An 18,677-nucleotide genomic window follows, 5' to 3' on the forward strand; every position below is an offset into this window, starting at 1 on the left:
GATTATGAGAGTTCCCTCTCTTGTCATGCATTAATGAGCGTATAAAGGTCACACTTCCAAATAGAAACTGAATGTTTCTGTTATCACTCCGGCAGTACACCCAGCCCTCCTCTAACTTCTCCTGTTTAATTATTTTATCTAACTCTTCAAATATTTCCCCAACCCATTGTGTAAAAGCCTTCTGCATCAGAAGTTTAAGCTGTTCTTCAAATTCGATAAGACTCTTTGTATCCTTTAATAATCCAGCAATTATTGATATAATATCCATGGGAAGACCTCTCTCTCTAGATGTTCATCTTGAAGTGTACAATTAGATGATAGAGCGTCTTCCCATTTTTTTCCACTCATCTGCCCCTTCGAGTAAAATTTTACACATACGTGAAAAGTTTGACGGCGTCCGGCATGCGGGGCACGGCATCCTTTTTTGTTCGGGTGAACCATGGATTTTGATATCTAACGTTATTTCTATATAATGGAGTCATGACTTTAAAGCAGAAAGGAACGTTCAACATGATCGTTAAGTCAGAAGCGGATTTGGAAGGACTGAAAAAAATCGGGAGGCTTGTTGCCAGCATTCGCGATGAGCTGAAGGAAAAAGCCAGGCCCGGCATCACAACAAAAGAGCTGGATGAATGGGCGGGCAAGCGGTTTGCAGAAAACGGGGCGGTCTCCGGGCCAAAGGGAGAGTATGACTTCCCGGGTTACACCTGTATCAGTGTAAATGAAGAAGTGGCGCACGGCATTCCGGGAGACCGCGTGTTAAAAGAAGGGGATCTTGTGAATGTGGATGTATCCGGATCGCTGGATGGATATTATGCGGATACAGGCATCTCTTTTGTTGTCGGAAAAGGAGATCCCGAATTATTTGCGCTGTGCGAATGTGCGCAGCTGGCGTTTGACAGCGGCCTGAAAAAAATCCGGGCCGGCAATCGGCAGAATCAAATCGGCCGGGCGGTTGAAAAAGCAGTGTACGGCAATGGTTTTGAAGTACTCTTGAATTTGACGGGCCACGGTGTCGGGAAAGCCCTGCATGAGGATCCCGAGTATATTTTAAATTACTATGACCCATACGATACAGGTTTGTTACAGGACGGCATGGTCATTGCGTTTGAACCGTTTGTTTCGACCGGCACCGATGAAGTGGTCGAATCGGGCGACGGCTGGACGTATGTAACACCGGACGGAAGCTTTGTAGCGCAAGTGGAACATACCGTCATTGTAACAAAAGGAACCCCCATCGTTCTAACGCGATAAGCGGTGCGCCGGAGCATTGTCCTCCCTAGAGAATCACCGTTTCGGGCGGCTACAGTGGAATAAATAGCCCGCCTCGTTTTAATCATCAAGCGGGGGTCTGAAGTATGCATTTGGAAAGATCCCGTCGTTTTAACGCAGTAAACGGGGAAATGCCCTGCTCCGGAATACTGTCCCACCCGAAGAATGCACCGTTTCAGGCGGCTGCAGCGGGATCGGATTTAATCGTCAAGCGGGGGTCTGAAGTATGCATTTGGAAAGATCCCGTCGTTTTAACGCAGTAAACGGGGAAATGCCCTGCTCCGAAATACTGTCCCGCCTGAAAAATCACCATATCGGGCGGGGCAGTATAAGCGGGGCCATTCTACCGTTTTAACGCAATTAGCGGGGAAACGGCTTTAATCCGGTGTGCCAGCCAGCCCGCAACCAAGGACAAAATGATGTCTTTTGGCAGGGGCACCGCCATCCACACCCAGGCAATTTTGTAGCTGAACGCTTGTGGGGCCTGCGCCCATATTTTGTACGCGGCGTACATCCAGTTGGTCCCAATCAAATAGTTTAAAATCAGGCCAATGATTGCCGCAATAAAGTACGTTGTCAAGTTTTGGCGTTTTTCCACAATCTTGCCCGTTGCCCAGGCTGCGGGGATAAAGCTAAGAATAAATCCGAATGTTGGGCTTAAAACGGTTTGAAACCCGCCGCTGAACTGCGCAAAAACCGGTGCTCCCAGTAAGCCGATCAGCATATAGGCGACCATCGAGATCGCTCCAAGCCTGCTGCCGAGCACTAAACCTGCCAGCACGGCAAAAAAAGTTTGCAATGTGATCGGCACCCCGCCGATAACAAGAAACGGCGCAATGGATGTAATATTTGCCCCAATGGCCATCAGCGCCGCAAACATACCCGCATAACAAAGATCAATGGCACGGAATTTTTTCGCTGCCATTTTTTCACTCCCCTTTTTTCCTTTATCTATTAATAGATTAAAAAACTGCGGCATATATGTCAACCTAAAAATAAAATTGGTTTACATATTTCGGGCTTTGTGTCTTGAAGTTTACTGTAACGTAGAGGGGAGTGACATGGTTCCAAAACACCGAGTGTTGTCAATAATATAGTGAATCAAATCAGTGGGGAGGTCTTCTTCTCTCACTAAAGGCGAAGGTCTTTGTCATCCTAATCGGATTTTTATCCACCCTAAAAGGTTTAATTGTGTCTTGACTATTGGATTTATATATGGAATAATTTGTCTATTAAGAAGATGATCTGTATATTTTTTGAAATTTTTTCAAAACGATTCTTCGTTCAGTACCGGGAAGTTTTTTAAATAGTATTTTTAAAAACTTAAAAAAGTTTGGTGATATCAATGGGTCAATCCTCAACACGTAGAAGCTTTTCATCCGTTATATATTTAGTTGTCGGTTTACTGGTTACTTTTATTCAGCGTACACCAGTGTACTGGGGTGCATTCATCGTCCTGTTTTTTATGTCCTTGTATAATATTTATAAAAAACCAAGCTTAGGGAATATTCTTTTCTACATCATTGCTTATTTACTCCTTTTTGCTTATCTATGGTTTTTTATATTACATTAAGTTAAAAACAGGGCAGGTAGAGGGGGAGACACATTTATTAGGATGGAAGAGGTGTTTTTATCATTCCCACTTCCACTCCTTATGAAGAATACGGGTATGTTGCTGCTTTTTATTTTGTTTAATTCCATTTTCTGAACGGTGTTTGAACTTCCTCTGGTCACTTCCTTAAAAACTTCCTTCAAAAACCAACCAATTATTCCTTAGCATTCGCTTCGGCAACTTTTCAATACATTTAGGGAAATATAGGCTGGCATAATCAACCAAATCCATGACATGCAATCCCAAAATGGCTCATTCCTGTATAATCGTATTCCCCTCTAATTGTTTCATAATGATAAAAGGAATTCACGCTTTATATCTTGAAGTTTACGTTAACGTAAATTGTATGATAGAGGCAAATGGGAAGGAGAGGGGTGTATGACCTGCAAAATTTCTGAACTGGCAGCCGAATTCGGGGTATCCACGAGGACCATCCGCTATTATGAAGAGCTTGGGCTGTTCAAGCCAAAAAGAAGCCAAAATGGCAGGAGGTGCTATTCGAAAAAGGACTACACCAGGTTAAAGCTCATTTTCCGCGGGAAACAACTGGATTTTTCTTTGGATGAGATTAAAGAAATGATCGAACTGTTCGATTGCGACCGCTCCGGCATAAAACAACTCGAAAAAACGATCGAGTATGGCAAACAAAAACGCCGGGAAGTTGCACAGCAAATTCAAAACCTCCAGGAACTTCAATCCGAACTGGAAAAATATCTGGCAGAATTTGAAACTCGTTTAAAACGCTTAAAGGAGGAGCAGGGATGAATATTTCTGAACTGTTGGCGCGGAATGCAAGAAAGTACCCACAGCAGGAAGCATTGGTTTCGCCTCGTGAACGGCTGAATTATCAGGAATTAAATGTCAGAGTAAACCGTTTGGCGCATGCCCTCCAAAATTGTAACTTCAAGCAGGGAGACAGGGCGGTCATCGTGATGCCAAATACAAATGCGTTTGTCATTGCCTATTTTGCCGTGATGCGGCTTGGCGGTATTGTCGTGCCGGTTAATGCCAAATCAAGCCGCGCAGAACTGGAGTATATGTTGGACGATAGCGGAGCAAACGTGTTATTTGTCCATGAGCTGCTTTTTGAGGAACTCAAAGAAGCAACTTTTCCTCCCCATCTCGTAAAAATAAAAACAGGCGAACGTGTGACAGGCTGTCAAATTTTTGAAGAAATGATTAACCATTCGCCTGAAACGGAGATCCGGTGCCGGCTCAAAGAAGACGATGATGCTTCTATTCTTTACACATCGGGCACAACTGGGAAGCCAAAGGGTGTTTTGTTCACCAACCGCAATATTTTGTCCGCCGCCTGGATGATGTGTGTGGAAATGGCAATGAAACCGGAAAGCAGAATCCTGCACATGATGCCGCTCAGCCATTCAGCGCCTCTTCATCTCTTTTTGGTTGCAGGCACGGTTGTAGGCGCCACACATGTGCTTTCGCCTGTATTTACACCGGAAGCATTGGTGGAAACTGTAGAAAAAGAACGAATCACCCATTTCTTCGGTGCCCCGGTGGCCTATTTGTTCACGGCAAAACTGCCGAACTTGCAGGATTACGATTTATCCACCATGAAGTATTGGGTATATGGCGGTGCGCCGCTTTCCAGACCGGAAGTGGGCCTGATTCAAAATGCTTTTCGGTCGGACCGGCTCGTGTGCGTATATGGCCTGACAGAAGCGGGGCCGAACGGGACATTGCTGCTGCCTGAAGAACACGCGGAAAAAGCTGGAAGCATCGGTAAACGCGCTGCACTTGGCATGGAAATCCGGCTTGTGAATGAAAAAGGTGAAGACGTAGCGGCGGGGGAAGTCGGGGAAATTGCGTTGTACGGGGAAAGCGTCATGAAAGGATATTTCCGGAAACCAGAAGAAACGAACCGCGTATTTCAAAATGGCTGGCTGTTAACTGGCGACATGGCGAGAAAAGATGAGGAAGGGTACTACTGGGTAGTGGACCGTAAAAAAGATATGATCCTCTCAGGCGGTGTAAACGTATACCCGAAAGAGATCGAGGACGTATTGGTTACCCATCCGAAAATAAGGGAAGTTTCTGTGATCGGTGTTCCGCATCCGGAATGGGGGGAAACGGTCAAAGCTTTTCTCGTGCTGGCAGAACCGATGGACAATATTGAAGAAGAATGCAAACGCTTTCTAAAAGGGAAACTGGCATCCTATAAAATTCCGAAGTTGTACGAAAGAATAGAAGAACTGCCGAGGAACGCCACGGGAAAAATCCAAAAACAAGTATTGAGGGGGATGGCCAATGAACTTTTACCATGACGATCCGAACCTGGCACGGCTTTTGAAACAATATTTGGATCCGCTGTTTTTTGATTGGGCAGAAAAGGAACTGGCCGAATTCGGGGAAATGTGCGCCGGAGAAATTGACGAACGGGCGACCCACACGGACCGGGAAGGCCAGCCCAAGCTGATCAAATATAACCGCTACGGAGAAGATGTATCGAGAGTGTGTGTAAATGAGGGTTATTTAAAAACAGTGGAGCAAGTGTATAACAAAGGCATTGTTGGATATGTCCATAAATCCATTCCGGCATTGGGCCAAAAAGGCAATTATGTGTATGCGTTTGCGCAAGGTTATTTGCTGTCGCAATCGGAACCCGGGTTTTATTGTCCGGTCACATTGACGGCAGCAGCCGCCTATTTGCTTGACCATTATGGTAGCCATGAACTGAAACAAGCCTATTTGCCGCAGCTAATCTCAACAGGTGAAGCGGAGCGCTATGAAGGTGCCACTTTTTTAACGGAACGCCAAGGCGGGTCAGACGTTGGCGCCAATGAAACAAAAGCCGTTTCGGAAGGCGGCTGTTACCGGCTTTACGGCGAAAAATATTTTGCCTCTAATGTGGGCATGTGCGGGGTAGCTATGGTGCTTGCAAGGCGTGAAGGGGCCCCGTCCGGAACAAAAGGGCTAAGCTTGTTTTTGGTGCCGTGGGAAAAAGAAAACGGCGAGAAAAACGGCATCTATATCCGGCGTTTGAAAGATAAACTCGGCGTGTGCGCGGTGCCTTCGGGTGAGGTGGTATTTGACGGGGCAAAAGCTTACTTGGTTGGCGACCCGCGCAAAGGCTTTTACTATATGATGGAGGCCCTAAACCTTTCGCGCATCTGCAATGCCATTGCTTCGATCGGCATCATGCGTCGGGCATACCGGGAAGCGCGGGCCTATGCGCTGAGACGGACGGCGTTTGGCAGCCGGCTCGCAGACTATCCAATGGTAAAAGAAACCCTTGTCAAAATGGCAGCCAAACAGGAAGTGGAAACAAGCGCGGTGTTCCGGCTTGCCACACTTTTTGACCGGACGGCTTCCGGCAAGGCGGATGAACAAGAAAACATCATGACAAGACTGCTCATTGCCATTTTGAAAATGGAAACAGCCGAGCAGGCCATCCATTTTGCCCATGAAGCGATCGAAATGCACGGCGGAAACGGCTATATCGAAGACTTTGTAACGCCAAGGCTTTTGCGTGATGCCCAGGTGCTTACTGTCTGGGAAGGGACCGCCAATATTCTCGGCCTTGAAGTGCTCCGCCTGATGCGGAAATTTAAAGTGCATGACATTTTTATCGGCATGATGCGGGAGAAAATAGATCAGCTGCAGGCCGGTACATGGCTATCTGCCGGACTGGACCAACTCGAAGAAACTTGCCGTTTTGTCATGGAGACGAAAGAGGAAGCCGCGCAAACGTACCATTGTAAAAAAGTAGCCAGGCAAATGGTCAAAATATATGAAAGTGTCACAGCCCTCGAAGACGCATTGGCCGGGCAGCGGCAAAAATGGATCGCGGAAGCCTATCTCAGGCTGGCTTGGCACGACCCGCTTGCCATCGATCCGGAACTGGCGCTTGTGAAACATTTCGAAGAGATTGTGATGGAAAAAGTGCCGGCAAATGAAGGAAATTAATTGTCACCCACCGGCTTTTAGGCGAATACACTGAATGGAAAAAGCCTGGATAAAGAGGTGGTCCATTTGTATTGGCAGAAGCCAGATATGTATTTTTCCCGGACGGAACCGGGTTACCGCAATCATCCGCAAAAATATGCCTTTCCGCCGCAGCACCAGCCGGAACAGCCAGGGATTGAAAAACTGATGCACCCGCGCCCGCTGATTGAAGACCCGTCCTATAAGGGATCTGGAAAGCTTGAAAATAAAGTGGCGATTGTAACCGGCGGGGACAGCGGGATCGGCGCAGCTACCGCGATTGCGTTTGCAAAAGAAGGCGCGGATGTCGTGATTCCGTATTATTCCAATTATGAAATAGAAGATGCCGTCCGGACAAAGCGGAGGATTGAAGCGCTCGGGCAGCGTTGCCTGCTGATTCCGGGGGACTTAAAAGATCCGGAGCATTGCCAAAACGTTGTGAAGCAAACGGTGGATACATTCGGGCATCTGGATGTGCTTGTGAACAATCACGCCATGCAGTTTGTGCAGAAGGACTTGCTGAATATTACGAATGAACAATGGGATTTTACCTTTAAAAACAATATTCACAGTTTTTTCTACTTGGTCAAAGCCGCATTGCCATATTTAAAAGCCGGCAGCTCGATCATTTTTACCAGTTCTGTAACGGCGTATGAAGGAAATCAAAATCTGATCGATTATTCTGCAACAAAAGGGGCAATTGTGGCTTTCACCCGGGCTTTGTCGCAAAATCTGGTGAGAAAGGGCATCCGGGTCAATGCGGTGGCACCGGGGCCGATTTGGACACCGCTGATTCCGGCAAGCTTCTATCCGGAACAGGTTGCCAAATTTGGCCGTGATGTGCCAATGAAGCGGGCCGGCCAGCCGTACGAACTGGCTCCGACTTATGTTTATCTTGCATCCCGTGATTCCAGCTATGTAACAGGGCAGGTGCTGCATGTAAACGGCGGGACGATTACGGGTTCTTAATTGCAAAGGAGTGTGCTGTGCAAATCGACTGCGTACATGCGAAATCACAAGCGGCCGAGGAAACGGGTGAATGAAGATATATCAACCCGATGCTGGCGTATTGATAGCGGCGAGCAGCAACCTGACGCTGATGTATCAATTGGCCACTGCGGATGCTGTGCTAAGCGCAGATTGGGTCGCCCGACGCTGGTGTATCGATAGCCGCGAGCAGCAACCTGGCACTGGTGTATCAATTGGCCGCTGCCGAAGTTGTACTGAGCGCAGATTGGGTCGCCCGAAGCTGATATATCGATAGCGGCAGGCAGCAAACCTAACGCTGATGGATCAATTGGCCGCTGCCGAAGTTGTGCTAGGCGCAGATTGGGGCAACCCGATGCTGGCGTATCAATAGCAGCAAGCCGGTCTGTTGTGCACGTTGGGGCCTACCCGAAAAGGAAATCAGAAAACTAGTGGTGCGCTTTTTCCGTATCCGTGTATAACTCATCCAAATATTGCGCGGTAAAGTCGACGAGCGCCCGCTGTTGGATAAGTCTTGACGGAGCAGCGCCAATAAAACCAGTTTTTACTTGATGGCTGCGTTCAAAGGCGCGGCCAATTTTATTGAATAAATCGGAGTTTTCCTCGTAATCTTCATAGGATTGCCAGACCCTTTTTCCGTTTATCGTCATCGCGCAACTCTGCGTACACCGTTTTGTATGCTTGGACCTGGATTCGCCGAGATGCATGGATGTATTGACTTGGTAATCGACGCCGAGCAGCAAAATACAGCCATCCCGGTCATAAATCCGGGCGAGCGGGGACTTTTCCCCGAACGGGAAGTCGAGCGAGTGCCCGCTCAAAATCGATTTTGCATCCCGTCCCCAGGCAGTAAACGAACAGGTCGGATGATGGCTTCTTAAAACCTCCGGAAACGTCCGGAAAAGCTCGGCAACCCGGCCCATGCCGTAAGTCGGCGTGACGGCGGGATCGAATGCAGGCATAGAGCGGCGGATTTCTTCCCACCATGCTTCCGGAACGGGCGGGTTTTCCCAAAAGGCGGGGTCGGTATTATTCGCTGTTTGGGCCGGCATCACAATGGTGCCACGCTCTGTCACCACTTCCATTAAAGCCAGAATGACGGCAACCTCTCCCCCGCAAACCCAGCCGAGCGCGCTTAAAGACGAGTGGACGATAACCACCATACCTTCTTTCAGCCCAAGCTTGCGAAAATCTGTCACTAATCTTTCTTTTGTTACGAGCATTTGTTTTTGACGAATCACGTTTTCTTCTGTCACAGGAGCCTCTCCCATCTCTGTTAATTTATTTGTAATGATTCTCCAGGCTTGCCTCATATCCTTTATTATTGAAAAAGTTTTTCTTGATAAGGAGAAGAGGAAGAACATGGCAGTGTTTTTTAAAGGGGCATTTATGCTGATTGGCGTTGCTTTCATCGGAGAGTGCATTGAATTTTTAACCAATATGGTACTTGCAAATGAACTCGGGGCGCACGGCATGGGGCTATACATGTCTATTTTGCCGGCCATTTTTCTAATTGTCACCATCGCCAGCATGGAACTGCCCATCTCCATTTCAAAATTTGTTGCGGAACAGGAAGAAAAATATCATCGTGATATGCTGAGGTTTACAATCCGGCTGGCATCTTTGTTTGTCCTGTTGCTCATGGCGGCAGTCGCATTGCTGCTGCCGGCGCTTCCAATTTTCCATCATTACCACCCGTATCTTCGCTGGCTGATCATTGCGCTTATCCCGATGATCGCCTTTTCCTCAATTGCGAGAGGTTATTTTATGGGTGTCCAGCAAATGGGGAAGATTGCTGCTGCCAACTTCCTGAGAAAAATGATGCAGCTTATCCTGCTTGTCTTGCTATTTCATTGGATGGAATTTGACGTGCAAATGTCGATTTTTATCGCGATATGCACACTTGTCGGTAGTGACTTGATTGTGCTGCTGTATCTTTTTCATATGTTTGTGCTGCAAATGCGGACGCTCAAGAAAAAAGAACAGGCTCCAATGGGGGGAAAGGAAATCAGAAGGAGCCTTCTTTCTGTTTCCTTGTCGACAACGGGCATGCGCGTATTTCATGCCGTCACAAATGCGATTGAACCATTTTTTATCAAATGGGTATTGCTTAAATCCGGGATGACGGAGGGGATGGCAAACGAACATTTCGGACTGGTGGCCGGCGTCGCTTTTACGATCGGATTTTTTCCGGCCTTTATTGCCCATTCCCTGTCCACCGTATTAATTCCGACTGTTTCGGAAGCTTATGCCAAAAGAGACGGCATAAAGCTGCAGAAACTGCTTCAGCAGGTGATGATGATGACGTTTCTTTACGGGCTTCCGGCTGTCATTGTCATTCAGGTGTTTTCCGTGCCGCTCACAACTTTGTTTTCCCATTCGGCTGCCGCCGCCGTTTATGTCCGTCTGTTATGGCCGTATTTTCTGTTTCACTATTTTGTCATTCCGATGCAGGCGTTTTTAATCGGCCTCGGCCTGGTCAGGGATGCCCTCGCGCATTTTATTTGGTCAACAATGGTTACGTACTGCCTCATTTATTATCTTGGCTCAAATCCCCAGTACCAAATGGCCGGCGTCATCATCGCTATGAATACGGGAACATTGCTTATCATGATGATGCACTATTTAACGATTTGTAAAAAAATTGAAATCTCCCTGATTCTCCGCAAATCAATGAAACATACTTTTTAACGGTAGATATACGGGTTCCGGCAGGCTTTTTGGATGTTTGTCCGGGTTTGTGAGGGTCCGCGGTAATTCTTGAAAGTTTGTGCAACATAACCCAGCTTGATCGTTTTATAAGGGGGGAACGAGAAAGAATCGAAATTTTTGATAGTAATTTCACATAGAACGGTTCTACGTTAAGGAACAGACGAAAAAATTGGTCAAAAGTTCACATAGAATGGTTCTACGTTAAGGAACAGACAAAAAATCCGGTCAAAAGTTCACGTAAAGTGGTTCTACGTTAAGGAACAGACGAAAAAATCGGTCAAAAGTTCACATAGAACGGTTCTACGTTAAGGAACAGACGAAAAAATCGGTCAAAAGTTCACATAGAATGGTTCTACGTTAAGGAACAGACAAAAAATCCGGTCAAAAGTTCACATAGAGCGGTTCTACGTTAAGGAACGGACGAAAAATCTGGTCAGAAGTTCACATAGAGCGGTTCTACGTTAAGGAACAGACAAAAAATCCGGTCAAAAGTTCACATAGAGCGGTTCTACGTTAAGGAACGGACGAAAAATCCGGTCATAAGTTCACATAGAGTGGTTCTACGTTAAGGAACAATGCAAAAATCCGGCCATAAGTTCACATAGAGCAGTTCTACGTTAAGGAACAATGCGAAAATCCAACCATAAGTTCACGTAGGCACCGTTGGGGAATAAGTTTACGTAAAGGGCCTGTATGTAGAGAGGCACTTGCCCGGTTCAATTTCAAAAACCTGTCCGGTATTTCTGGACAGGCTTTTGAAACAGGACTATTTTATAATCAGTACCGGACATTTGGCGAGCTGGGTGACTTTCTGGCTGACGCTGCCAAGCATGAGCCCCTTCAGATTTCCGAGTCCTCTGCTTCCCATAATGATAAGCTGATAGTTTCCTTCTTCCGCCTTTCTGACAATCTGGGCAGCGGGATCGCCCGTTTCATAAAACTTCTCTATCTCAATTTCTTCCTCTTCAGCAAGAGCGGCGGCTTGGTCTAGCAAATCGTCCCCGTCCCTCTGCTGTTCAGAATAAAGGGTATCTATTGACGCATTTGGCATCCCCTCCGGAATAACCGGATTTTTCTCCACATGGATGACACCGATTTTTGTAAACCTTTCTTTTGCAAAATTCAGTGCGGATTTCAGTGCTTTTTCACTCATTTTTGAACCGTCTATTGCCACAAGAATACGATTAAACATAAAATCATCTCCATCGGCTTTCTTCTCATCAACCTTATCATATCATAAAAAATTGCAACAATTAACAGAGAATACGAGAAAAACACAAAATCTCTGCCCCTTGGGGTGGACAGGCACGGTTTATTTTTTGCATGTTCGTCGGATATTTTCTGTTTTTTTCGGAAAAATAAAGGGTATTGAACCATACGAGGTGATATGAAATGAACGAAAACAAAAAGAAATCGCAACGGAAAATGGACAACCCCGAACAATTTGCAACAGAAAACGAAGACATGCATGATAAATTTATGAGTGAACAAACAGTTGACCCGATCCCAATGGAAGACTTGCGAGAAGAAAAGCTTGAAGAAAAAACGGATCATGACAAAAAAACGACTTCTTCAAGCGAAAAAAAGTACAAACCGTAAACCTTGTAAGCAAAGCACCCGCGGGATGGCCGATAAAAACGGAATCCGAATCCCCGGGTGCTTCTAGTATGTTTTTCGCCAAGATTCGAGTGGGTACTGTCGCTGCAAACAATGGAACAGCGATGGATCTGTCTTGCCCGGAGCGGTAGGTTCTAGCCCTTGCAAAACCTTTGGACAAAGTTGTAAATAGTTCTACGCTGCCAATCTCATTTCTAAGTTCTAGCCCTTGCAAAGCCTTTGGGCAAATGCCAATGCAGGTTAGCCTGCTGGAAACCCGTCATAAGGAAACGGAACAGGCAGTTGCAGCACCTGTTCCGTAAATTTTTTTGAAGCCAGCCTCCACCAAGTCATAACTTGCATCTGCTTTTGGTTGCGGCACCTGTTCTGTTTATATGCTTACAGCCAGTTATTGTCATCCGATCCGCTATCCCATCCGCCAAAGTCATTGTCATCATTGGAACTGAAATCAGCCAGATCGAATCCGGCGTCTTGCTGGTCGTTGTCATGTGCGTCATGATCCTCATGGGAACTGAAATGAGCCAAATCAAAACCGGTATCTTGCTGGTCGTGGTCTCCATGATTTCCGTCGTCATGACCGTCATGGCCGTTGTCTTCAAAGTTGCTTAAAGTATCCTGGAGATGGTCAATCTCATCCTGTTGTAAAATATTTTGCTCTTCCAGTTCTTGCAACAGATCGTTGCCATCAAGATTTTGAAAATGCTCGAACTGGTCTAAACCGATTCTGCCCTGTTCCAGTAAATACGTCAGCAATGCACCTGTTGCCATCCCGCCGGCAAACATGCCAAACCGGCCGATTCCGGCATTACCCCCATCGTTCCATCCGGTTTGCTCCGGGTGCGGGTCATAGGCATCCCCATTGTAAATGCTTCTTCGCGGTTCAATGATTTGCGGGCGGTTCCGCTCGATCAAAGGACGGATGATTAAAAAATACACGAGCAAGATAATAATGATAATCCCGATAAACCAACCCAATTTTATTCCCTCCTGATCAAAAGTCATTTTATGCTACATCCAATCATCTTTGTTGCGTATTGTAACGCATTAGAATGAAAATAACCAGGATAAAAGTAGTTGAGATTACGAGAAAGCATGGGGCAGGCGCACCCCATGCTTCTGCCATTTTTAGCCCATCCTGGAAGAGGCGCCCTGCATGTCGATGACTGCTTTTCGTTGGGTAAAATCAATATTTTTATAGTAAGCATTTTTGACTAAAATGTTCGGTCCGAGACATTTGACTTGCGGGCAATGGCAATTCAGCGATTTTGCAATGGGTGTTTCGAGCCATTTTTCAAAGACGTCGGGCAGCCTGTCATGCTGGATATTGCCAAGCGGTGGTGTATCGCCAAAATCCGTGACAATCACATCACCCGTAAAAATATTGACATTCAGGCGGGAGCGGCCGTCCGGATCATTGCGGAGGGTCACATTTTTGCTTTCGTACAATCTTTTCAATAAGGCCTGGTCTTCTGGATTAGGGCTGCACGGATAAAATGGCAGCGTGCCAAACAGCATCCACACGCTTTCATCACGGATATCGAGCAAATGGTGGATGGCTTCTCGAATTTCATCCAAGCTGAGCACTTCAAGATCAGCAGCAAAATCGCTTGGGTACATTGGGTGAATTTCGTGCCTTGCACATTTCATTTCTTCGACAATTTGATGATGGATTTGTTCCATATAAGGCAATGTGCGCTTGTTTAACATCGTTTCCGCAGAAACCATCACGCCCATCTCCGACAAGGCGCGGCTGTTTTCCACGATACGCCTGAACAATTTTTCACCGTGCTGATCGCTTGGCTTGATCCGCATGTTGGCAAACCCGCCGTCAATATAATCACGGACAGTTCCCCAGTTGTGGGAAATGTGCAGCACATCGAGATAAGGCGCAATTTGCACATATTTTTCGAGTTTCATTGTTAAGTTGGAATTGATTTGGGTGCGAATCCCTCTTTCATGCGCATATTGTAACAGCGGCAGAACGTAATTTTCAACAGATTTGGTTGACAGCATCGGCTCGCCGCCGGTAATGCTGATGCAGCGCAGTGTGCTGATTTCATCCAGCCGCCTGAGCAGCAGATCAAGCGGCAGCGCATCCGGATCTTTTGGCTGCAGCGTGTAACCGACCGCACAATGTTCGCAGCGCATATTGCATAAAGTGGTCGTTGTGAATTCAATATTCGACAAAGTCAGTTTGCCGTGCGTCGTGATGTCCATGTATGCTTCCCACGGATCGTATTCAGGCGTAATGCTTCGTTGTGTTTCTTCTTTTAACATGTTTGTGCTCCTTTTTCAAAAAGTCAATCCGGGCGCCTGCTTTGCGCATGATTCCACCTCCAAACGGCAGGCCCCTCCTTTTTCTGCTTTTTTCCTATATATGCCATGGTTCATTATAACATGCAGCCTGTTTCTTTTTTCGCAGATTCCATTTCCTGGGCTCCGGGTGTTTTTCGTAAAAAGTACGGTATGCTGCCTTCGCTAAAGCAGTGACGTCTGTGTTGAAAAGTTGCGCCGGCTGTTTGTCATTTTTCTCTGATGCAAGGCTCGTTATGGCACGGGCACCTAGACCGACGCCATTCATCCGTTTTGATATTGGATTTTTTTCTTTATAAACTGATTGAATTTTTCTGTTTCATCGCGGATGCTGATGTTTTGTTCCCATGACGCAGCGAGATGAAGGGCTTCCTGACTGGAATAAAGGGCGTATTCCAAATCGCCTTTTTTGGCAAATAATCTGGCCATGCCGTAGTGATAGTACATTAACTCAATCGGGTTGGCTTTATTTTTTTGATAAAGCATCTTTTCAAATGCCGCCGCCGCTTTTTCAAACTGCTGATTTTCCACGTATGCGATGCCGAGATTAAAATAGGCTTCAATCGTCTTTTCCCCGCCGTAAGCATGGCTGATTTGATTTGCAGCTTCATATGCACGGATGGCCTCTTTGTATTTTTTCCGTTCCAAATATAAATCGCCCTGGACCAATAAAACACGGTGCCTGATCATCGGGGTGGATGGGACCGGAATGACTTTGCTAAGAATGGCCTCTGCCTGATCGGGGTCGCCCGCTTTGAGAAGCACCCTTGATTTTAAGGCATGCCCCCAGACCATCAAGTCGCGGGTATCCTCATTGCCAGCATCCAGGCCGGATAGCCGCTTTAGCCCGGCATCAATTTGTATGAGCGCCTCTTCAAGCTCATTCATTTCCATCAGCGCCCATCCAACCGTATCAATCCGAAAGAAAGCTTCGAGCATGCTTTTGTCTAGTGCAGCAGCAAAATCAGCTGCTTTTCGCCCGTATTCGACCCGTAAAGGCAGATTGACCCTGCTTAAGAAATGGCTGGTACGAACTACGAATTCAATCAATATTTCCTTTTCGTCTGATTGGCTGGCCCATTCCATTACCTTGCGAATGTTCGTCCATTCCTGCTTCAGATCATCGAGATCCCGGCCAAGCAGATAGCGCCAATAGAATATATTGGGCTGTTCCCGTTTTAAATGGGTATCCAAAAAATGGATATAATAGCGAGCCCATCGTTTTCGCGCCTCTTTTTCCAGCTGCCGGTTTTCCGACAAGTGCTGTTCACCGTAAGCAATCACGGTTTGATGCGCGGGGTAGCGCAATTTTCCGTCTGTCCGGTCAGGATGGATCAGCGCATAATTCCGCATTTGTTCAACTGCTGCATAAAAGCCCCTGGCATCTAATCCTGCCGCTGCGGCCCAGGCAGCTTCAACGGGCGGCTTTTCAAAAAAACAGAGCACCTGCCATAAACGGCGGGCTGCTTCATCGATGCGCTTCCATGTTCTCCCGAAAAGAAATTCAAATAACTCCAGTAATGAATACCCGGCGCTTTCGATTTCCTGAATGAGTTGTTCTGCCGGAATGCCGCCGTCGCTGATATAGGCAATACAGAGGGACAGCGCTTTTGGATTCCCGGCGGCCGCTTTGATCAGCTTTGCCTGCATCTCCGGTGTCAGATGCCGCAACTCTTCCTGGTTAGGTGCACTGCCGGTTTGCAAATGTTCGCGGATGACAAATGACAAATATGAAAGTGCCTCTTTTTCGTTTAATCCCTTTAACTTGACAATTGTGAAATTTTGAAAAGCGTCTTTATAATCTTGATTGTAGTTTTCACGGGAAGTCAGCATTGCTTTTACGCCTTGAGGGAGGTTGATAATGAATTCAAGCACCTCTTTTTCAGCGGCGTCCATACTATCCACAATAAGCAGTATCGGCTGTTCCCTGGAAAAAAGCTGTAAAGCATGCCGCACTGCAAAACGTTTTTCCATGACGGGTTTATCGATTTGTTCTGTCAGTCCAAGCTGGTAAGCGATTGTATTTAAAAAATCATTGAAACTTAACCCTGTTAAATGGGTGCTGAACCAAATGATGCAGTGAAACGCGGGCCACTTATCAGAGACATTTGCCGCTTCTTCACCCGGTTCCCCTGCACAAGCATAAGCGGCTTCAAGGGCGAGCGTCGTTTTTCCCACGCCGGCCCACCCTGTAATGGAACAAACAGGCGAAGGGGAAAGAAGCCAGTGATAGATGGCTTGTAAATCTGATTTTCTACCAATAAAGCGCCCTGACCAGCGTGCGGGCAGGTTGTGCGCGGAAAATTTGTTTTTCTCTTCGCTTTCAAGCACAGCGGCGTTTCCAAACAGACGGGTGATGACCATATTGATTTCCTCAGGCGGGGGTGTACCGATTGTCCCGTTATCGTTCATCGTTTTTGCTTTTTTAAGGCAGGACGCCACCCATGCCGGCAATGCCGGTTCGATGACAGGGATGGAAGTGGTTTCCAGCAATTCCATGAACCACGTTACATTCATGCATCCTTTTTCAAGAATGAGCCAGATGATGCCGAACAGTTTGGCATCCTCGATCCGGCCCGGAATATACTTCGATCCCATTTGGCCGATCCAGCTTTTAACGGTGTTAGGGGATACACCTAGTTTGTATGCGATTTTTTCCATGTAAGATTGCCCGGTTTTGTTGCCGGCTTCTCTATTTGTCTTGTAATCCGGGTGCTGTTTTAAAGCTTTAACACCGGAAGATAGCAGACTGGAAAACTTTTTTTGGTTTTCAAGTTCGGCCAAGGACCTCACCTCCTTTCCTATATTTTATCAATATAATAACCGAAGTCTAAAATTTAAGCATAAAACATACAGTGCGGCTGTCCTTTTATACAGCAACAATAGCTGGTTCCCCTTTCATCCGTTTTGTATGATAAAAATAGTGAAAACAGAATATGCCAAAATGAATGCACTTTCATCACGGTATATTCCGGAAATCCAGTTTTTCAAAGAGAGGGACTTTGAAGATGACAAACCATATACCTGAAACAATGAAAGCAGCAGTGATGCACGGGACACGAAATATTTCGATTGAGACATTGCCTGTTCCGCAAATTGAAGAAAATGAAGTTTTAATTAAAGTCATGGCGGTCGGCATTTGCGGTTCGGATTTACATTATTACGAAACGGGCAGAATTGGAAAATATGTAGTGGACAAGCCGTTTATTCTCGGGCATGAATGTGCAGGGGAAATTGCAGCAGTTGGTTCAAAAGTCCGCCATTTTAAAGTAGGGGACAGAGTCGCTGTTGAGCCAGGTGTCACTTGCGGGCATTGTGAAGCATGTAAAGAAGGGCGTTACAATCTTTGCCCACATGTCCAATTTTTGGCAACCCCTCCTGTAGATGGTGCCTTTTGCCAATATATTAAAATGCGAGAAGACTTTGTGTTCGCCATTCCGGATGCGCTTTCTTATGAAGAGGCTTCTCTTGTTGAACCTTTTTCCGTTGGCATTCACGCAGCCACAAGAACAAAACTGCAACCGGGATCGACCGTAGCGATTATGGGAATGGGTCCGGTCGGTTTAATGGCTGTTGTGGCAGCGAGGGCCTTCGGAGCGTCGAACATTATTGTAACGGACTTGGAACCATTGCGGCTTGAAGCGGCAAAAGAAATGGGCGCTACCTATGCGATCAATATTCGCGAACAAGATCCTTATGAAGCAATTCAAGACATCACCAATGGCAAGGGGGTTGATGTTGCTTGGGAAACAGCAGGTAATCCAGCAGCGCTCCAATCAGCGCTTGCATCTGTACGCCGCGGCGGGAAGCTGGCCATTGTCGGTTTACCGGCTCAAAATGAAATTCCGTTGAACGTCCCATTTATCGCGGATAATGAAATTGATATTTACGGTGTTTTCCGTTATGCGAATACGTATCCAAAAGGCATAAAATTTTTGGCTTCCGGCATCGCGGATGTGAAAAAACTGGTGACGGATCAATATGCCTTGGAAGATACTTATCAGGCGATGGAACGCGCACTGAATTTCAAGAACGAATGCCTGAAAGTCATGGTTTATCCGAACAACTGAAAATACTGAGCCGTTCATTTATAACAAGAGCGAGGCATCCCTATTTAGGAAAAGGGTAGTATCATTCGTTCATTTTATAGAAAATGGTTGCAATCTACATGCGCGGGCCGGATGGGTTTCACCGGAAAAATAGGATCGAAATCATGATG

At 46.5% G+C, this 18,677-nt stretch carries 16 protein-coding genes; 9 read left to right on the plus strand and 7 right to left on the minus strand.

Features of this window, described 5'->3' with window-relative positions:
* Window positions 1–268, minus strand: a 268-nt coding sequence (locus P9687_RS02795; protein ID WP_328228861.1) for a UPF0236 family transposase-like protein, incomplete at its 3' end; no start/stop codon positions are given.
* 242 nt (window positions 269–510) lie between these two features.
* Between P9687_RS02795 and map the strand changes: the two genes are divergently transcribed.
* Together map and P9687_RS02805 are read left to right on the plus strand one after the other, a co-directional pair.
* Window positions 511–1,254, plus strand: coding sequence for a type I methionyl aminopeptidase (gene map, locus P9687_RS02800; protein WP_061565701.1), 744 nt, complete (start codon window positions 511–513; stop codon window positions 1,252–1,254).
* A 104-nt stretch (window positions 1,255–1,358) separates the two neighbouring features.
* Window positions 1,359–1,535: a hypothetical protein gene (locus P9687_RS02805; protein ID WP_014095982.1), complete on the plus strand. Its 177-nt coding sequence runs from the start codon at window positions 1,359–1,361 to the stop codon at window positions 1,533–1,535.
* 80 nt (window positions 1,536–1,615) lie between these two features.
* Here the strand turns inward: P9687_RS02805 and P9687_RS02810 are convergent, their stop codons facing one another.
* Window positions 1,616–2,197 carry a biotin transporter BioY gene (locus P9687_RS02810; RefSeq protein WP_014095981.1) on the minus strand — a complete coding sequence of 194 codons (582 nt, stop codon included), beginning with the start codon at window positions 2,195–2,197 and terminating at the stop codon, window positions 1,616–1,618.
* A 1,065-nt stretch (window positions 2,198–3,262) separates the two neighbouring features.
* On the opposite strand from P9687_RS02810, the gene P9687_RS02815 reads away from it, so the two are divergent.
* From P9687_RS02815 to P9687_RS02830, 4 genes are all read left to right on the plus strand, one after another.
* On the plus strand, window positions 3,263–3,649 hold the full coding sequence (locus P9687_RS02815) for a MerR family transcriptional regulator (RefSeq protein ID WP_014095980.1): 387 nt from the start codon (window positions 3,263–3,265) through the stop codon (window positions 3,647–3,649).
* The gene (locus tag P9687_RS02820) at window positions 3,646–5,169 is read left to right on the plus strand and encodes a class I adenylate-forming enzyme family protein (RefSeq protein WP_014095979.1); all 1,524 of its coding nucleotides are present in this window, start codon (window positions 3,646–3,648) and stop codon (window positions 5,167–5,169) included. Before P9687_RS02815 ends, P9687_RS02820 begins: the two co-directional genes overlap by 4 nt.
* Window positions 5,153–6,811, plus strand: coding sequence for an acyl-CoA dehydrogenase family protein (locus P9687_RS02825; protein WP_035182336.1), 1,659 nt, complete (start codon window positions 5,153–5,155; stop codon window positions 6,809–6,811). The genes P9687_RS02820 and P9687_RS02825 overlap by 17 nt, the downstream gene beginning before the upstream one ends.
* Before the next feature lie 87 nt (window positions 6,812–6,898).
* A complete protein-coding gene (locus P9687_RS02830; RefSeq protein WP_043052586.1) occupies window positions 6,899–7,798 on the plus strand; it encodes an SDR family oxidoreductase in 900 nt (299 codons plus the stop codon).
* Between the two features lie 446 nt (window positions 7,799–8,244).
* On the opposite strand, the gene P9687_RS02835 is transcribed toward P9687_RS02830, so the two are convergent.
* On the minus strand, window positions 8,245–9,072 hold the full coding sequence (locus P9687_RS02835) for an aminoglycoside N(3)-acetyltransferase (protein WP_035182332.1): 828 nt from the start codon (window positions 9,070–9,072) through the stop codon (window positions 8,245–8,247).
* A gap of 106 nt (window positions 9,073–9,178) precedes the next feature.
* Between P9687_RS02835 and P9687_RS02840 the strand changes: the two genes are divergently transcribed.
* The gene (locus tag P9687_RS02840; RefSeq protein ID WP_061565703.1) at window positions 9,179–10,507 is read left to right on the plus strand and encodes a polysaccharide biosynthesis protein; all 1,329 of its coding nucleotides are present in this window, start codon (window positions 9,179–9,181) and stop codon (window positions 10,505–10,507) included.
* A gap of 787 nt (window positions 10,508–11,294) precedes the next feature.
* Here P9687_RS02840 and P9687_RS02845 read toward each other — a convergent pair.
* Window positions 11,295–11,720 (minus strand): universal stress protein, encoded by a 426-nt coding sequence (locus tag P9687_RS02845; RefSeq protein WP_014095974.1) that lies wholly within the window; start codon window positions 11,718–11,720, stop codon window positions 11,295–11,297.
* Window positions 11,721–11,920: 200 nt separating this feature from the next.
* On the opposite strand from P9687_RS02845, the gene P9687_RS02850 reads away from it, so the two are divergent.
* Window positions 11,921–12,127 carry a hypothetical protein gene (locus tag P9687_RS02850; protein WP_014095973.1) on the plus strand — a complete coding sequence of 69 codons (207 nt, stop codon included), beginning with the start codon at window positions 11,921–11,923 and terminating at the stop codon, window positions 12,125–12,127.
* A gap of 396 nt (window positions 12,128–12,523) precedes the next feature.
* Here the strand turns inward: P9687_RS02850 and P9687_RS02855 are convergent, their stop codons facing one another.
* The 3 genes from P9687_RS02855 to P9687_RS02865 form a co-directional block, all read right to left on the minus strand.
* Window positions 12,524–13,120 (minus strand): hypothetical protein, encoded by a 597-nt coding sequence (locus P9687_RS02855; protein WP_035189883.1) that lies wholly within the window; start codon window positions 13,118–13,120, stop codon window positions 12,524–12,526.
* Between the two features lie 150 nt (window positions 13,121–13,270).
* Window positions 13,271–14,422, minus strand: a complete 1,152-nt coding sequence (gene yfkAB, locus P9687_RS02860; protein ID WP_014095971.1) for a radical SAM/CxCxxxxC motif protein YfkAB — start codon at window positions 14,420–14,422, stop codon at window positions 13,271–13,273.
* 300 nt (window positions 14,423–14,722) lie between these two features.
* A complete protein-coding gene (locus P9687_RS02865) occupies window positions 14,723–17,242 on the minus strand; it encodes a tetratricopeptide repeat protein (RefSeq protein WP_328228630.1) in 2,520 nt (839 codons plus the stop codon).
* Between the two features lie 224 nt (window positions 17,243–17,466).
* On the opposite strand from P9687_RS02865, the gene P9687_RS02870 reads away from it, so the two are divergent.
* Window positions 17,467–18,528, plus strand: a complete 1,062-nt coding sequence (locus P9687_RS02870) for an NAD(P)-dependent alcohol dehydrogenase (protein WP_035182323.1) — start codon at window positions 17,467–17,469, stop codon at window positions 18,526–18,528.
* Window positions 18,529–18,677 lie beyond the last annotated feature (149 nt).

Source organism: Weizmannia sp. CD-2023 (assembly GCF_036225245.1).
Taxonomy (GTDB): Bacteria; Bacillota; Bacilli; order Bacillales; family Bacillaceae_C; genus Weizmannia; species Weizmannia faecalis.

Excerpts from the sequence above, each read along its gene's own strand:
- map (WP_061565701.1), top strand. The coding sequence starts at position 511 with ATGATCGTTAAGTCAGAAGCGGATTTGGAAGGACTGAAAAAAATCGGG.
- P9687_RS02805 (WP_014095982.1), top strand. The coding sequence starts at position 1,359 with ATGCATTTGGAAAGATCCCGTCGTTTTAACGCAGTAAACGGGGAAATG.
- P9687_RS02810 (WP_014095981.1), bottom strand. The coding sequence starts at position 2,197 with ATGGCAGCGAAAAAATTCCGTGCCATTGATCTTTGTTATGCGGGTATG.
- P9687_RS02815 (WP_014095980.1), top strand. The coding sequence starts at position 3,263 with ATGACCTGCAAAATTTCTGAACTGGCAGCCGAATTCGGGGTATCCACG.
- P9687_RS02820 (WP_014095979.1), top strand. The coding sequence starts at position 3,646 with ATGAATATTTCTGAACTGTTGGCGCGGAATGCAAGAAAGTACCCACAG.
- P9687_RS02825 (WP_035182336.1), top strand. The coding sequence starts at position 5,153 with ATGAACTTTTACCATGACGATCCGAACCTGGCACGGCTTTTGAAACAA.
- P9687_RS02830 (WP_043052586.1), top strand. The coding sequence starts at position 6,899 with ATGTATTTTTCCCGGACGGAACCGGGTTACCGCAATCATCCGCAAAAA.
- P9687_RS02840 (WP_061565703.1), top strand. The coding sequence starts at position 9,179 with ATGGCAGTGTTTTTTAAAGGGGCATTTATGCTGATTGGCGTTGCTTTC.
- P9687_RS02845 (WP_014095974.1), bottom strand. The coding sequence starts at position 11,720 with ATGTTTAATCGTATTCTTGTGGCAATAGACGGTTCAAAAATGAGTGAA.
- P9687_RS02850 (WP_014095973.1), top strand. The coding sequence starts at position 11,921 with ATGAACGAAAACAAAAAGAAATCGCAACGGAAAATGGACAACCCCGAA.
- yfkAB (WP_014095971.1), bottom strand. The coding sequence starts at position 14,422 with ATGTTAAAAGAAGAAACACAACGAAGCATTACGCCTGAATACGATCCG.
- P9687_RS02870 (WP_035182323.1), top strand. The coding sequence starts at position 17,467 with ATGACAAACCATATACCTGAAACAATGAAAGCAGCAGTGATGCACGGG.